At 67.0% G+C, this 14,652-nt stretch carries 12 protein-coding genes; 6 read left to right on the plus strand and 6 right to left on the minus strand.

Annotated features, from left to right (window positions below):
- The first annotated feature begins 114 nt into the window (after positions 1–114).
- A complete protein-coding gene (locus tag BSF38_RS06160; protein ID WP_145951991.1) occupies positions 115–2,076 on the plus strand; it encodes an esterase/lipase family protein in 1,962 nt (653 codons plus the stop codon).
- A gap of 6 nt (positions 2,077–2,082) precedes the next feature.
- Here the strand turns inward: BSF38_RS06160 and BSF38_RS06165 are convergent, their stop codons facing one another.
- Positions 2,083–3,459 (minus strand): DUF2252 domain-containing protein, encoded by a 1,377-nt coding sequence (locus tag BSF38_RS06165; protein ID WP_076343968.1) that lies wholly within the window; start codon positions 3,457–3,459, stop codon positions 2,083–2,085.
- A gap of 242 nt (positions 3,460–3,701) precedes the next feature.
- Here BSF38_RS06165 and BSF38_RS06170 point away from each other — a divergent pair, with 242 nt between their 5' ends.
- The 3 genes from BSF38_RS06170 to BSF38_RS06180 all read left to right on the plus strand — a co-directional run bounded on the left by BSF38_RS06170 (position 3,702) and on the right by BSF38_RS06180 (position 7,113).
- A complete protein-coding gene (locus tag BSF38_RS06170) occupies positions 3,702–4,271 on the plus strand; it encodes a DUF1579 domain-containing protein (protein WP_076350625.1) in 570 nt (189 codons plus the stop codon).
- A gap of 386 nt (positions 4,272–4,657) precedes the next feature.
- On the plus strand, positions 4,658–6,202 hold the full coding sequence (gene rny, locus BSF38_RS06175; RefSeq protein WP_076343970.1) for a ribonuclease Y: 1,545 nt from the start codon (positions 4,658–4,660) through the stop codon (positions 6,200–6,202).
- Positions 6,203–6,240: 38 nt separating this feature from the next.
- Complete coding sequence (locus BSF38_RS06180; protein WP_099091951.1) at positions 6,241–7,113, plus strand: TIGR00282 family metallophosphoesterase; 873 nt, start codon at positions 6,241–6,243, stop codon at positions 7,111–7,113.
- Between the two features lie 29 nt (positions 7,114–7,142).
- Here the strand turns inward: BSF38_RS06180 and BSF38_RS06185 are convergent, their stop codons facing one another.
- The 4 genes from BSF38_RS06185 to BSF38_RS29820 form a co-directional block, all read right to left on the minus strand.
- Complete coding sequence (locus tag BSF38_RS06185) at positions 7,143–8,144, minus strand: phosphotransferase enzyme family protein (RefSeq protein ID WP_076343978.1); 1,002 nt, start codon at positions 8,142–8,144, stop codon at positions 7,143–7,145.
- Positions 8,141–8,938 carry a lysophospholipid acyltransferase family protein gene (locus tag BSF38_RS06190; RefSeq protein WP_076343980.1) on the minus strand — a complete coding sequence of 266 codons (798 nt, stop codon included), beginning with the start codon at positions 8,936–8,938 and terminating at the stop codon, positions 8,141–8,143. Before BSF38_RS06190 ends, BSF38_RS06185 begins: the two co-directional genes overlap by 4 nt.
- A gap of 136 nt (positions 8,939–9,074) precedes the next feature.
- A complete protein-coding gene (locus BSF38_RS06195; RefSeq protein ID WP_145951992.1) occupies positions 9,075–10,205 on the minus strand; it encodes a PEP-CTERM sorting domain-containing protein in 1,131 nt (376 codons plus the stop codon).
- Positions 10,206–11,055: 850 nt separating this feature from the next.
- Positions 11,056–11,331 carry an acyl carrier protein gene (locus BSF38_RS29820; protein WP_168189318.1) on the minus strand — a complete coding sequence of 92 codons (276 nt, stop codon included), beginning with the start codon at positions 11,329–11,331 and terminating at the stop codon, positions 11,056–11,058.
- Positions 11,332–11,855: 524 nt separating this feature from the next.
- Here BSF38_RS29820 and BSF38_RS06205 point away from each other — a divergent pair.
- Positions 11,856–12,149 carry a hypothetical protein gene (locus tag BSF38_RS06205; protein WP_076343982.1) on the plus strand — a complete coding sequence of 98 codons (294 nt, stop codon included), beginning with the start codon at positions 11,856–11,858 and terminating at the stop codon, positions 12,147–12,149.
- 117 nt (positions 12,150–12,266) lie between these two features.
- Here the strand turns inward: BSF38_RS06205 and BSF38_RS06210 are convergent, their stop codons facing one another.
- Positions 12,267–13,127, minus strand: a complete 861-nt coding sequence (locus tag BSF38_RS06210; RefSeq protein ID WP_076343984.1) for a fumarylacetoacetate hydrolase family protein — start codon at positions 13,125–13,127, stop codon at positions 12,267–12,269.
- Positions 13,128–13,283: 156 nt separating this feature from the next.
- Between BSF38_RS06210 and BSF38_RS06215 the strand changes: the two genes are divergently transcribed.
- On the plus strand, positions 13,284–14,552 hold the full coding sequence (locus tag BSF38_RS06215) for a beta-ketoacyl-[acyl-carrier-protein] synthase family protein (protein ID WP_076350628.1): 1,269 nt from the start codon (positions 13,284–13,286) through the stop codon (positions 14,550–14,552).
- The last annotated feature ends 100 nt before the right edge of the window (positions 14,553–14,652 follow it).

Consider the following 14,652-nt stretch of genomic DNA (forward strand, 5'->3'; position numbering starts at 1 on the left):
GGGGCGTCGGCGTCATGATTCGGCCGCCGGGTGGGGCCTGGCTCTGCTCGGATTCGCGGTCGCCGGCTGCCGCCCGAACCTAGCCGTCACCCTGGGTCGAGGGAGTGACCCGACATGCCGATTGCACAACTTGTGATGATCGCGTCCACCTTTTTGGGTTGGTCGGATATTTCCATCCAGCCCAGCAAGGGCGACCGAGGCTTCTCGTCGTTCCAGCACAGCATCGCGGGCATCGATCGACCGAGCGGAAGGACACTCGAAACGCTCAAGCGGTACGATCTGGAAGGCCGGTATCGCAAGGACGTCAACGGGGCTCTTCTGAGTCTGGAGAAGGTCGCCCGGGGGCGGCCCAACGCCGAGCTGGTCTACGCCCTGGCCGAGCTTTCCTGGATCGACGGCTGCAAGCAGGACCGCTGGCGCAAGGCCCTGGCGCTGGAGCGGTATCTCGACGCGGTGGGCTACGCGCACGACTACCTCTTCGACCCTGAGCTGGCCGACGGCCGCGCGCCGTCCGATCCCCGTTACCGGCTCGCCTGCGAGATCTACAACGCGGGACTCGAACGGATCATCCGCGCCGCGCAGTCGAAGGACCCGATCGACCCGCAGGGGGTCATCAAGCTGAAGGTCAGCAACCGCGACGAGCAGGTGCTCCAGGTGGCCCTTCGCGACTCGCCCTGGAAGCCGACCGACATCCATAAGTTGATACTGGCCTCGGACTTCGAGGTCAGCGGCCTGGCGACCAGCCGCAACCAGTACGGCCTGGGCGTCCCGCTGATCGGCGTTCGCCAGAGCGACCCGAAGAAGGAAGACCGCCCGGCCGACGAGCGGTTTTACCCGGCCGAAATGGCGTTCCCGCTGACGGCGTTCCTGGTCCCGAACTCGCGGCTCCGCGACCCGGGGGAGGACGTGAACGCAGTCCGCCAGTGCACCCTGGAGCTGATCGACCCCGTCAAGCGACGGGTGGTCGGCCAGTCGCCCAACCAGATCGCCCTGGAGACCGACCTGACGACCCCGCTAGCCTACATGTGGTCGCAAACCGACCTGGAACGCTACCGGTGGACCGGCTTGCGGCACCCCGGCGAGGCGCTTGAGAGGGCCAACCTGTTGATGATCCGGCCCTACGAGCCCGGCAAGATCCCCGTCGTCATGGTACACGGCCTCATCAGCAGCCCGCTGGCCTGGATTCCGATGCTTGACGAGCTGTTGCGCGACCCGACGATCCAGGGGCGGTATCAGTTCCTGCTCTACATGTACCCGACGGGCGTCCCCTTGCCGATCGCGGCGGCCAACCTCCGCGACGCGCTCGGGCAGGCCAAGGCGATGTTCAACCCCGACGGCCGCGAGCCGGCGTTCGACCAGATGGTCCTGCTCGGTCATTCGATGGGAGGGCTGCTCAGTCACTGCATGATGGTTTCGAGCGGCGAGGAACTCTGGCAGCTCAATTCGGACCGGTCGTTCGACGAGATCCTCGGCCCGCCGCCGGTGCTGGCCGAGCTTCGCCGGCTGCTGTTCTTCGAGCCTGTGCCGAGCGTCAGCCGGGTGGTGTTTCTGGCGACGCCCCACCGGGGATCAGATCTGTCGCGTGGGGTGGTGGGGCGAGTCGGGGCCAACCTGATCTCCGACCCCGACCACATCCACAAGCTGCTCGGCCAACTCGTGAAAGACAACCCCGACGCCTTCGGGCGAAGGTTCAAGCGGTTCCCGACGAGCATCGAGACCCTGGCGACCGACTCCCCGATCCTGACGGCGATCCTGGCAATGAAGCCGGACCCGAGAGTCATGACGCACTCGATCATCGGCTCGGAACGGCCCGTCCCCAAGCCGCAGACGACCGACGGCGTCGTGCCGTACCGAAGCTCGCATCTTGATGGGGTCGCGTCGGAGAAGGTGGTTCGGTCGGGGCACGGGGTCCAGAAGGACGGCGAGGCGATCCAGGAGGTGCGGCGGATTCTCCACGAACATCTGGGCGAGCCCGTCATGGCTCGCGGCGCCCGGGAACCGGCGGCTGCTCGACCAGCCGCCGCGACCGCCTCGGCTCCTGCGGCCGTTGAGGAACTCCCCGCCCTGCCCCGCTGAAGAACCTCAGCCCGCGACCGCGGCGCTGGACTCGGCTTGCAGGCGGCCGTCGTGGACGGCCTTGACGAGGGCTTCGTGGTCGCGTTCGGTTTGATCTGCATATGTGGATGAAAAGGCGGCGACGGCCTTGTCGAAGACGTCGCCGCGGCCGAGGTATCCGCTGATCTCGGCCGCCCCGCCCGACCGGGCGTGGGCCCGGGCCAGCGACCACCCGCAGAGCTGGGCGTACTGGAGCATCACGCTTGCATTGAAGAGTTCGACGAGCGGCTTGATTTTCATATCCTTGAGTTGTCGGACGTAGAAATGAACACCTCCCTCGATCTGGGTCCAGCCGAGGAAGAGGTCGCTCGCCGACTGCATGAGCCGGCAGCCCAGGACGATCCGCTCGCCGTGGTTCGCCGCCGGGACGCCTCCGGCGTACGGTTCGAGGACCGATGCGCGAGCCTCCTTGATCTGGAGGAACAGCGGGTCGTGCTCGCCCGCCAGCAACAGCGCCACGCTGCACCAGGTGCCGACGCTCCCCACGCCGACGACCTTGATTGCGACGTCCTTGAGCTCGAACCGGTCCAGCAGCGCCCGGCGCTCCGGGGCCAGGCTCTCGCGATAGCCGGAGAGCGCCGAGAGCACCCGGGCGGCGAAGGCGTCGCGGCCCACTTCGGGAAGGTGGTAGATCAAGGGCGGGTTGTCCTTGATGGTCGCCTCGCCGTCGACGACGGCCTCAAGCTTCGGGTCGTCGTGCTCCCGGACGCTCCGCTCGCGGGCCTTGGCCAGTCGCTTCTGGGTCTGTTTCCGGGTCGATTCGTCCTTGATCAGCGGGATGAGGTCGTCGAGCTCGATCTTGGCGTACCACGACTCGAGGACTCGCATCCGGCTGAACTCGGCCAGTCGCTCACGGTAAGACCGCACGCAGGCCAGCGCCACGTCGCCGGCGACGACCTCCGATAGGCCGTTGTGGCGGCAGGCCAGGACGAAGCTGGCGGCCAGCCGCTTGACGTCCCACTCCCAGGGGGCGGGGAAGGTCTCGTCGAAGTCGTTGATGTCGAAGACCACCCGACGCTCGGGGGTCGCGAAGGCGCCGAAGTTGAGGAGGTGGCAGTCGCCGCAGATCTGAGGTCGCGGGCCGCTGGCCGGGGTCGTCGCCAGATCCGCCGCCATGTTGAGGGCGGCGCCTCGGTAAAAGGCGAGCGGCGACTGCAACATCCGGCCGTATCGCACGGGGATCAGCTCGGGGATGCGACCTCGGCTCGAAGCCTCCAGCAATGCGATCGGGTCGGTCCGGTCGGCCGCGGGTCGCCACTCGGCGTGCGACTTGCGCGGGCAGGCGTCGCGAAGGCGCCGGCCTCGCTGATACCGCTCCGACCCCGCCTCGTTGATGTCGTTCACGACTCGATCCTTCTCTCGGCGTCTCGATCGCGCTTTGGCCTGAATCCAGAAATACCGTCGCGCGGCCGTCGAAGACAGTGGAAACCGGGCCCAGAATTCTCGGGGGCGGATGAGACGGCCCTCCGGTCCCCACCAAAGCGTTCCGAAATTCGGGACTTTTTACTGGACGGATGAGTACGTCGAGCCGATACTGACGACCGGTCGAAGTGGCATTGCGTACAGTTTCAGTTCAGGAGCGATTGATGAACAAGTCGTATTGCGTTGCGGCGGCCGCGGCGTGCCTGCTGGGGTTGGGGCTGCGGGCCGAGGCTCAGGACGCGCCGGTCGTGGAGCCGACGGCCGAGCACAAGCGTCTGGCTGAAGACGTCGGCGTCTGGGACGCCGAGGTCAAGCTCTGGGCGCAGGGGCCGGGCGCCGAGCCGACGGTCTCGAAGGGCGTCGAGGAGATTTCGGTCATGCCCGGCGGCCTCTGGCAGCTCGGCAAATTCGAGGGCAAGATCGGCGACAAGGAGTTTGTGGGGCGTAGCGTCACGGGTTACGACGTCCACAAGAAGAGGTACGTCGGCGTCTGGGTCGATTCGACCGATCCGCACATGATGCTGACGGAAGGCGAGTACGATGAGGCGACCCACACCGAAACCGCGACCGCCAAGGGCACCGACCCGGCGTCGGGCAAGCCGTACGATCTCAAGATGACGACGCTTCACAAGGGCAAAGACGCTCGGGTCTTTACCATGAACATGAAAATCGCCGAAGCCGGCGACGAGTTCTTCAAGTTGATGGAGATCAGCTACACGCGTCGAGCCAAGTAAGGCTGTCGGCCCGAGTGGGTTGATTCGGTCGTGCAAGGAGTGCCGCGGGGGGGGGCGGGTCGACGCTGGGGCGGAGGGCCGCCAAACGATTGACCGTCCCCTCCCTTCTGTTAGAGTAGAATAGGATTCTCGCTCAATGGGGGGCGACCGAGGAATCTGGAGTTCTTCAGACGACTTCCGGGACGGCTCCGGCGGTCGACGCCCCAGCCGTGGCCCCTCCCGACGGCGCCGGCGACGATCCGAGACGAATCGAGTCCACTTCGGCGTGGATCGTGTCGGCGGAACTCGGGCCGGTCGAAGGATGCTCCCGAGACGCTACGGCGAGCCGGCCGGTCCCCAGTCAAGCAGCGTCAGACCTGGAAAGGCCGAGCGTCGTGTACGGAGAGATGATCGGGGGCTTGATCGGCCTCATCCTGGGGGTTCTTGGGGCGTGGTGCGCCATGCACCTGTCAGCCCGGCACCGAGCCGACACGGCGCACGGCCTGGCCGATCAGATCCTCAGCAACGCCGAACGCGAGGCTCTGACCATCCGCATCCAGGCGGAGCTTCAATCCAAGGAGGATTCGCTCCGCCGGCGCGCCGAGCTGGACATTGAGACGGACCAGTCGCGGAAAGACCTCCGCGACCAGGAGCGGCGGCTGGACAAGCGCGGCGACCTCCTCGATCAGAAGCTCGAACTGCTCAACGGCAAGGAGCGCGACATCGAGACCCTCCAGCGCCGCCTGGCCGAGCAACAGGAAGAGATCCGGAAGAACCGCCAGGTGGTCCAGCACCTCGAAGCCGACCAGCGCAACGAGTTGCAGCGAATCAGCGGCCTCGTCCCGGACGAGGCCCGGAAGATCCTTCTCGCACGGATCGAGAACGACCTTCGGGTCGAGGTCGGCGGTCGGATCTTGAGGCACGAGACGATGGTCCGCGAGGCCTGCCAGACCAAGGCCCGCGAGATCCTGTCGATCGCGATCCAGCGCTACGCCGCGTCCCACACCGCCGAGATCACGGTCAGCACGGTCGACATCCCCAGCGACGAGATGAAGGGGCGGATCATCGGCCGCGAGGGGCGGAACATCCGGGCGTTCGAGAAGGCCACGGGGGTCGACGTGATCGTCGACGACACGCCGGGAGTCGTGGTCGTCACCGGCTTCGACAGCGTCCGCCGCGAGGTCGCCAAGCTGTCGCTGGAGAAGCTGATCCAGGACGGCCGCATCCATCCGACCCGTATCGAGGAGATCGTCAGAGAGACCCAGGACGAGATGGAGCAGCACATCCGCAAGCTTGGTCAGGAGGCGGCCGCCGAGGCCGAAGTCGTCGGACTCCACGACAAGCTGCTCGACTACCTGGGCCGGCTCAAGTTCCGCACGAGCTACTCGCAGAATGTCCTCCGGCACTCGATCGAGGTCGCCTTCTTGACCGGCATGATGGCCGAGGAGATCGGCTTGAGCGGCACCCTGGGGCGGCGGTGCGGACTCTTGCACGATCTGGGCAAGGCGGCCGACCACGAGATGGAGGGAGGCCACCCCGCCGTCGGCGCCGAGCTGCTGAAGCGGTACGGCGAGGGGGGCGAGGTGACCCACGCCGCGCTCGGGCACCACGACGACCTCCGGGTCGACGCCCCGTACACGGTCCTGGTCGCTGCGGCCGACGCTGTCAGCGCCAGCCGGCCGGGGGCGCGGCGCGCCACTCTGGAAAAATACGTCCGGCGGCTGGAAGAGCTGGAATCGCTGGTCCTCGGCTTCCCGGGCGTCGATCAGGCGTACGCCGTCCAGGCCGGCCGCGAGGTTCGCGTCATGGTCGACAGCCAGCAGCTCGACGACGCCTCGGCCGCCACGCTCTGCCGCGAGATCGCGCAAGCGATTCAGAACCAGTTGACCTATCCCGGCGAGGTCAAGGTGACGGTGCTCCGCGAGACCCGTTGCGTCGAAATCGCCCATTGAAGCTCAAACATACTCATACATGGAGAGCGAGCAACCCGTTGACCCCCCTCAAGATTCTGTTCATCGGCGACGTCGTGGGCTCCCCCGGGCGCAAGATCCTCTCTCAGGTGCTCCCCCGGCTGATCCCCCGCTGGGGCCTCGGGCTCGTCGTCTGCAACGCCGAGAACTCGGCGGGCGGCTCGGGGTTGACCCTCAAGTGCTTCGAGGAGCTGATCGACGCGGGGGTCGACGTGATGACGATGGGCGACCACGTCTATCGCAAGGATGAGGTCTTCCAGGTCTTCGACAAGTCCGACCGCGTGCTCCGGCCCGCCAACTATCCCTCCGAATCGCCGGGCCCCGATCTGGCCCTGGTCACGGCCCGGGACGGCACGCCCGCGGCGGTCTTCTCGGTGCTCGGCCGGACCTTCATGAAGCCGGTCGACTGCCCGTTCCACGCCGCCGACCGCATGCTCGAACGCATCGGCGTTTCCACGCGGGTCGTCCTGGTCGACGTTCACGCCGAGGCCACCAGCGACAAGATGCTCCTGGGCCGCTACCTCGACGGACGGGTCTCGGCCGTGCTGGGAACCCATACCCACGTTCCGACCGCCGACGAGCAGATCCTCGCCGGCGGCACCGCCTTTCAGAGCGACGTGGGCATGACCGGCCCGCACGACGGAATCCTCGGCCGCCGCTACGACCGCGTCCTGAGCGCGACCTTGACCTTCGTCCCGAGCTACTTCGACGTGGCCACGGGGAACCCACGGCTCAACGGTAGTCTCGTCACCGTGAATCCCGAAAACGGCCGGGCGATGGCCATCCAGCGCGTTAGCATCGGCCCGGAGGACACCCAACGCATCCTCACCGGCGCCCTGGCGCACCCCGCACCGCCGGTGCCTCCGCTGTCGGGCTTGGAGTCTCCTGGCTGAGTCCCCGAATGACCGCCGGGCGCGCCTCGTCAGCCCAGCCGGGCCGACAGGCCGCGTAGGCGGCCGAGCCCGCGCGTGAGCCCATCAGCGACGGCCATCTGGTCGTCGAACCGCCGGTGCTCGCGGAACCGCCATCGAATCCAGCGCTCGCCGATCAGCACGTCAGCGGCGGCCTCGAAGGCCCCCGCTAACAATAGGTGCTCGGGATTCAGCGATTTGAATTCCATATATGCCTTGATTCCTTCGGCCCGAAGCTGCCGGCCGGCGGGGAGCGGCAGCCACTCGCCTAGCAACCGAGCCAGGTCGGCTGCGACGGTCTCCACGTCCATCGCGCCGAAGTCGACCAGGCCGGTCACGCGATCGCCTTCAAACAGGAAGTGCTCGGGACGGGCGTCGCGAAGGCAGGGCTGAAGCGGCGAGGCGAGTCGGCTGGCCTCGCGGATCATCCCCAGGGCGCTTGGGGCCGTCCGTCGGGCCAGGCTCAGCCACTCGCGGGCCGTGGGCCGGCAGGGGTCGTCAGCCCCGGAGTTCAGATCGGCCTCGATCTTGTCGAAGCCCCCCGCCGTCAGTCGTTCCAACTCCTCGCAGCGCAGGATCAGACCGGGACTCCGACCGAGCGACGCATCCTTCGCGAGTCGAACGTGGAATTCACCGAGCGCCCGGAACGCCGCGCGGACGCGCTCGACCCTCGGAGGCCGGCTCGCGTCGGCCGAGCCGGCGAGCCAGGGGGTGACCTCCCAGCAGGTTCCCTGTAGTTCCTGAACCGTCCGTCCGTCGAGCGCGAGGATCGGCAGGGGCACGAAGGCGAGGTCGCCGGCCTCGCGGAGCCAGCCGTGGATCGTCTCAATGCGCTCCCTGCGCTGCCCTGCTTCGGGCCAGGCTCTGACGAGTCGCTCGCCCGACGCCGACGTGTACCGCCAGAGCCGCGAGCCGCTATGGCCGCCGAAACCGCCCAATGGCCGGAGGACGTCGACCGGTTGGAGATCGCGACCGTACCGCTCCAGGAGCCGCTTCGGCGCGTCGGAAGTCATCCGGCTCGCGCCGGCATGGTCGAGGTCTCGACAGTCTCGGGGCCTGCTTCCGGGTCGGCTTCGAGGCACTGGGCCTGGAGTTCCAGGAGGGCGCGTTCGAATCGATCGGAGACCCGCGCGAGCACATTCTTGTCGCCGGCCTGAGAGGGTTTAATGTCGGACATGTCGATGGGAGGACCGAACCGGACGCGGGCGCGCGACCGCCACAGGAGCGACTGGGCGATGTCGTCGGTCAGCGGCGATCCATAGATGTATGCGGGGATGACGGGTGCCCCGGACCGCACGGCGATGAACGCGGCGCCGGGCAGCATCGGTCCCAGCGTACGGCCGGAATTCGCCGTGACCTTGCCCTCGGGAAAGATCGGCAAGACCTTCCCTTCGTCGAGCGCCCGGAGCGCCACGCGGATGGCCTGGAGGTCGCGGCCGTCGCGGTTGACGGGTATGCAGCCGACGCGGACGCAAAACGCGTGGACGATCGGCAGCTCGAAGAACTCGCGCGCGATCATGAACCCGAGCACTCGGCGGCAGCTCGACTGGAGCAGCAGGTGGTCGATGCAGCAGGTATGGTTCGAGATCAGGACGGCCGGGCCGGTCTCGGGCAGCGGCGCCCAGCCGACGTGTTGGAGCCGGTGCCAGAACCAGGTGTAGAATCGAATGACCCACCAGTAGAAGGCGAGGTCGCCGTGGATTTCCGGTTTGATCCTTGCTGCGGCGTCGGCCTCGCCGCGAGTCATGAGGACGCGGGGCAAGGCGAGCAGGAGGGCGGTCAAGGCGAGCGAAACCCAGGAGTTCATGAAGCGCGGGCACCTTCAATCAGCGGCGGCGTGTGAGCCTCGGGCCTGTTAGCCGCGAGACCTCGATCGATGACCCTTCCATTGTACGCGAGGCCGAGAGCCAGTGGTACGCGAGGGCGGTCGACGGCTGGCTGGTTCAGGCCGCTTTGCGGGCGACCCGGCGGCGGGCCATGAACCCGGCACCGAGGCCGGAAGCGATCCAGACGGCGATCGTCGAGGGTTCGGGCACGGCGGCCGCGAGGATCTGGGCGCCGTCGATGCCCAGGCCGTGCATCATCTGACAGAACTGGCAGTGGCAATTGGCGGGGTGGTTGGCCAGCTTCATGAGTTCCGAGCCCAGGCTGCCGATCCCCGCCCCGTTGTTCGCGGACTGCATAAGCGCGACGGCGGCGGGGCTGAACTTGGTGTTCGGATCGGTGAGCATCGACCAGGTCGCAACCGCCGAGTCGAGGTACGCGCCGGTGGTGTCGGGGTGCGTTCCAACGCCCAGTGCGTGCATCAGCTCGTGGGAGATGTTGTGCGCCACGGCCCAGGCGAGCTGGTCGGGGGTGGTGGCGTAGTTGAGCTTGTCAATGAAGCCGAAGCCGTTGGCGCCGACGTCGGTGATGCCGATGGCGCTCGGGTTCGGTCCGTACGAGGCACCCGATACGACGCTCATCATATGCACGGCGGGCTTGTTCGGATCGTCGGTCAGACTGATATTCATGCCGCTGATGTTGAAGGTATGCTGGATGTCGCTGAGGACCTGGCTGGCGAAGCTGCTCTGCTGGGCCGCGGTGGGCGTGCCGCCGAAGACGCTGGTGGCCGTCGGGCTGGTGTACCAGGGCTGCGGCGAGCCGGTCGTGATCGTGGACGCCTCGGCGTACGGGCCCTGCCCCAGGTTGATGAACGCATCGACGGGGGGGGCCAGCGAAGCCGTCGTGGCCGAGGCTGACGAACTGATCGACCCGGTCGACACCGGCGTGAGGGTCGGGGCGGGCACCGTCTGGGCGGCGAGCGGCGCCGGCGCGATCGGACTGCTTGTTGCGACCGGCGCGGCGTAGGTGGCCGTGGGAGCCTGGTAGGTCGTGTTCGTGTACCAGTCCGACGGGAGGTTCGAGACGGTGGTTGTGGGAGCGTAGATGTTTCCCGCGGAGTTGAGATGGTTGGCGTACCAGGCGGTTAACGTGGCTTGGGTGCCGAACCAGGACAAAGGCGCCGCGGTCGCCGAGGTCGCGAACACACTCCACGCGACGATTCCAACGGCCGTCGTCCTGATTGCGGGCATACGAACCTCCCTGTTCGTGTCCGAGCCGCCGTTTCCTGGCGACTCGTCGACCCACTGGTAGTTTGTAACGCTTAGCGCTTCACGGCTCGGTCGCACAGCTCAGGTCGTTGAGCTTCATCGAGCCGCTGGATTGTCCGTCGCGGTAGTCGCGTCGAGGTCGGCCTCTTTATAGCAAGCGGCGTGCCGACCGATCTGTGGAGCGTGTTCGGCGGCCTTCATCGTCATATCCGGTGCGACTCCTTCCGCCCGAAGTCCCGTTGAATTCGCGATTTGCGGCCGACGATGAGTTTGTCGATTATTCCTTCCTGGTGGGGCGCGGCGGGGGCCGCATCACGCCTCACGGAGTAGTTCTTACAAGTCGCGTGTAACTAGTGCCCGGGCCAGGGGCTTCGCCAACAGGTCTTGGGTACGCCGGGAGGGCTTCTCCAACCGGTCGGGTCGGTTGGTCGAGGTGCGTCGCGCTCTATTAGGATTTCATGTCATGGGCATTCCAGTAGCAGAGCAGAAAGGGGAATCCCCGAAGGGATCTCGATCGCCGGCAATTCGCGGGCGGCTCGGCTGTGGGATGCAGGGCGTCTCGCATGTTATTCGCGAGAGGCCGCCGATCAGGCCGCCGGCATGGGCGCGGTCAAAGCGCGCTAACTGTATCGAACGTCGTTGATGAACGCGCAGGCCGATCATCGTTCGGTGATCCGTCGCAGTCCTGATCGGAAGCGCCGTTGCGGCGGATTCATCAGGAAGACCGAGCCGAGGCGGTCGGCGATGGCCTCGACGCGACGGCCCGGGCGGGCTCGCGTCGAGGCGATGGCGAGAGGCGAATGGGGAGAGGGGAGGCGTTGTTCGGGCGCGGTCAGGCGGCGGTTTTCAGCTCGTGATCGAGGGTCCGGGCGAGGTCGGCGACGCACTTCATGTTCGGTACTTCGTCCAGGTCGATCGTGACCTGGTAGCGATCTTCCATGAGCATGATCACGCGAACGAGGTCAAGCGAATCGAGCGCCAGCTCCTCGAGCAGCAGGGTTTCCGCGGTGATCGTTCGCTCCTTGGCCTTGGCCGAGACGGAACGGATCATCTCCGACACCACGTCCAGGAGACTGGCAATCTTGTCCGACGTGAGACAGGTATTCATCACTTTGGCCTCGTCCTCGCGAGTGTCAACCGAGCGGTCGCCCCGCCGGTCGCGCCGTCCAGCCCTGGGGCGAATGATCGCCAGATCAGGACGGCATTGGAACGTCTCTCGTCGGCACATGGCGGCCAAGTCTCTTCAGACGTCCTCATGTTTCACGAACGAGTATCGGCGTCCAGCCCAACTTGAGTTGAGACTTTTTCAAAGAATCCAGTGGGAGCCGTTCTTGTGGGTCGTAGGGGTCGGGGCGTCGGTGGACCTGGCGGCTTCGATGGGAGTCCCGACTGGACCGAACGGGCCCGAGGCGCAAGCCTCCTGAACGGTGGTATTTGGATTTCTGACCGAATTCACGGCCAGTGCGTTGCCCCCCCCGCGACGGGGCACTAGAATGAGGACCGGATTCGAGTTTGGCGGTGTCGTCCCACGCATGTGAGTTTTGACGTGGGATCCAGCCGAGTGATTTTGCTGGAATCTCCAAACGAGACTTCTCGCCTACTTAATCTTTCACTGTTAGGAGCGATTCGACGATGAAATCTGGATTCAAGGGCCTGGTTCTGGCCTCGACGGTTGGTCTGAGCGTGGCCTTGATCAGCGGCTGCAACACCGAGGAAGCCCCGCCGGTCTCGACGCCCCCGAGCTCGCCCGCCAAGGTGGCGCCGGCCCCGGCTCCCGCGAAGACCCCGGAAGACAAGCCGGCCGCCCCGGCCGCTGACAAGGCCGCCGCCCCGGCTGCTGACAAGGCCGCCGCCCCGGCCCCGGCTCCGGCCGAAGGCGACCACAAGGACGCCCCCAAGGTCGAAGAGCCCAAGAAGGCTGGCTGACAGCCGCTCGACGGCGGTCGCCAGCGACCGTCTCGAATCTTGATTTCCAACGGGCCGCGTGCGAGCTTCTCGCACGCGGCCCGCTCGTTTTGACTCGCGGACGGTAGGGCTGGCGCCTCACCGATCACTCTGGACGACGGGGTTCTCCAGCATGCCGATTCCTTCGATCGTGATCCGCGCCACGTCGCCGGCGGCGAGGCTGAAGTCGTCGGGCGGCACCACGCCGGTTCCGGTCAGTAGCACCGCGCCGTCGGGGAAAAGATTGTCTCGTCCCAGCCAGCCGATCAGCTCCTCGTAGCGTCGAGCCATCCGCGACGTGCTCGTCCGCCCCGAGAAGACGACCTCCCCGGCCCGCTCGATTTCGAGCCGGACTTCTAGGGCGTCGGGCTTCGGCAGCGCGGCCGCGAGCGTGATCACCGGCCCGAGCGCGCAGCAGCCGTCATAGACCTTGGCCTGAGGCAGATAAAGCGGATTCTCGCCTTCGATGTCGCGCGCGCTCATGTCGTTGCCGACGGTGAAGCCGACGAGTTCCAGGCTCGGCGAGAGGACCAGGGCAAGCTCGGGCTCGGGCACCGACCATATCGAGTCGTGACGGACGCGAACCGGCTGCGACGGGCCGGCGACGCGGCTCGGCGTCGCCTTGAAGAACAGCTCCGGCCGAGGCGCGCGGTAGACGAGGTCGTAAAACGTCGCCCCCTGCTCCGACTCTTCCTGGCGAGCCACCTTGCTCCGCTCGTACGTCACTCCCGCGCCCCAGACTTCCTGGCGGTCGATCGGGGCGAGCACGCGAACCGAAGCGAGATCGAGTCGTTCGGACGTTCGCCGCTTTCCGTCCTCGACCGCGCGGGCGACGTCCGGGCTGTGAAGGAGGTCCGAAAGGGCCGACGGGCCGGCGCCGAGGGGGACGACGCGGCCGTCTTCAAGGCATCCCACGCGGGGCGTCGGGTCGGTACCGAGAGTGAACTTGAGCAACCGCATCGAGGTCTTCCTTCACTGGGGTGGAGAGGATTCGGGGCGTTCCGCTTGCAGCCGGACCCGCCATCATACGATCATCGGCAAGGGGAAATCAGCCATCCGGCGGCGGCCGTCGAGCCGCGCCGGGCGAGGTCGCCGAGGTTTGCGATGGAGCCGACGATGCCGGAACGGATCTACGTGGTGGGACATGGGGCGATCACCTGCCTTGGGCTGGATATGGACGAAACCTGGCGGGGACTGATCGCCGGCAAGTCGGGACTGCGTCGTCAGCCGACTCTGGGACGCGACCAATTCCTTCAGGACGTCGCCGGCGTCGTCGACGACCTGGCCGCCGTGTCGCGGACCGAGGATCGCGAGTTGACGAGGCTCTCGGCGCGATTCTTGACGCTCTCGATGGCGGCGGCCCGCGCGGCCTGGGCCGACGCCGGGCTGGACCGCCTCGGCGACCGGATCGACGCCGACCGCGCGGCGGTCGTGGTCGGTTCGGCGTTCGGCGGGCTCGACTTCCTCGAAGCTCAGCAAGCTCGGGCGCGCAAGCGGCAAGACCTCTCCGTCAGCCCGTTTCTCGTTCCCGGCCTGCTGATCAACCAGGCCGGCGGCCAGATCTCGCAGCAGTTGAAGCTCTACGGGCCGGGGATGGCACCCGCGAACGCCTGCGCGTCGGGGGGCCACGCGATCATCTTCGGCGCGATGCTCCTGAAGGCCGGTGACGCCGACCTGGCCCTCTGTGGTGCCGGCGAAAGCGCGTTCATGCCGGCCATTGTGAACGGCTTCTACACCATGAAGGCCCTCTTCGGCGGCAAAGCCGGCGACCGTTCGGAGAACGACCCCTCGGCGGCGAGCCGACCGTTCAGCCGTGACCGCTCGGGCTTCGTGATGTCTGAGGGCGCCGGCATGATCGCCCTGGCCACCGCGAGCGCCGTCGAGCGACTGGGGCTCAAACCACAGGCCGAGCTGCTCGGTTACGCCCTCAATTCGGACGGCTCGCACATGACGATGCCGAACCAGGAGCGGATCACCCGTTGCGTCGGTCAGGCCCTTCGGAATGCGGGCGTCCAGCCGGATTCGGTCGACTATTACAACGCCCACGGCACGAGCACCCAGGCCAACGACGCGACCGAGACGAAGGTGCTCAAGGAGGTCTTCGGCGACCGCGCCGGGAAGTTGCTGGTCAGCTCGATCAAGGGGGCGCTCGGCCACAGTCTGGGTGCGGCGTCGGCTATCGAGGCGGCTGCGTGCGTCCGTGTGCTCAACGATCAAGTCGTCCCGCCGACGATCAACTACCTCGCCGACCCCGAGCTGGATCTCGACTATGTGCCCAACCAGGCGCGCGAGGCCCGCGTGCGGACGATCCTGAGCGCCTCGTTCGGGTTCGGAGGCACGAACAACGTGCTCGTGTTCGGTCGCGCGGACAGATCGGGCTCGTAACCAGCGTTCGAATCTGACATTGCCAGGGACGCCTCGGCGTGCCAAACTCCGGCCGAGCGGAGGGGCGGGCGCAGGAGGCGCGCGACCTATTTCGCCCCCG

Source organism: Paludisphaera borealis (assembly GCF_001956985.1).
Lineage (GTDB): Bacteria > Planctomycetota > Planctomycetia > Isosphaerales > Isosphaeraceae > Paludisphaera > Paludisphaera borealis.

Bases quoted from the DNA above. Each gene is read 5' to 3' on its own strand.
- rny (WP_076343970.1), top strand. From the start codon at position 4,658: ATGATCGGGGGCTTGATCGGCCTCATCCTGGGGGTTCTTGGGGCGTGG.
- BSF38_RS06215 (WP_076350628.1), top strand. From the start codon at position 13,284: ATGCCGGAACGGATCTACGTGGTGGGACATGGGGCGATCACCTGCCTT.
- BSF38_RS06160 (WP_145951991.1), top strand. From the start codon at position 115: ATGCCGATTGCACAACTTGTGATGATCGCGTCCACCTTTTTGGGTTGG.
- BSF38_RS29820 (WP_168189318.1), bottom strand. From the start codon at position 11,331: ATGAATACCTGTCTCACGTCGGACAAGATTGCCAGTCTCCTGGACGTG.
- BSF38_RS06170 (WP_076350625.1), top strand. From the start codon at position 3,702: ATGAACAAGTCGTATTGCGTTGCGGCGGCCGCGGCGTGCCTGCTGGGG.
- BSF38_RS06185 (WP_076343978.1), bottom strand. From the start codon at position 8,144: ATGACTTCCGACGCGCCGAAGCGGCTCCTGGAGCGGTACGGTCGCGAT.
- BSF38_RS06210 (WP_076343984.1), bottom strand. From the start codon at position 13,127: ATGCGGTTGCTCAAGTTCACTCTCGGTACCGACCCGACGCCCCGCGTG.
- BSF38_RS06205 (WP_076343982.1), top strand. From the start codon at position 11,856: ATGAAATCTGGATTCAAGGGCCTGGTTCTGGCCTCGACGGTTGGTCTG.
- BSF38_RS06195 (WP_145951992.1), bottom strand. From the start codon at position 10,205: ATGCCCGCAATCAGGACGACGGCCGTTGGAATCGTCGCGTGGAGTGTG.
- BSF38_RS06190 (WP_076343980.1), bottom strand. From the start codon at position 8,938: ATGAACTCCTGGGTTTCGCTCGCCTTGACCGCCCTCCTGCTCGCCTTG.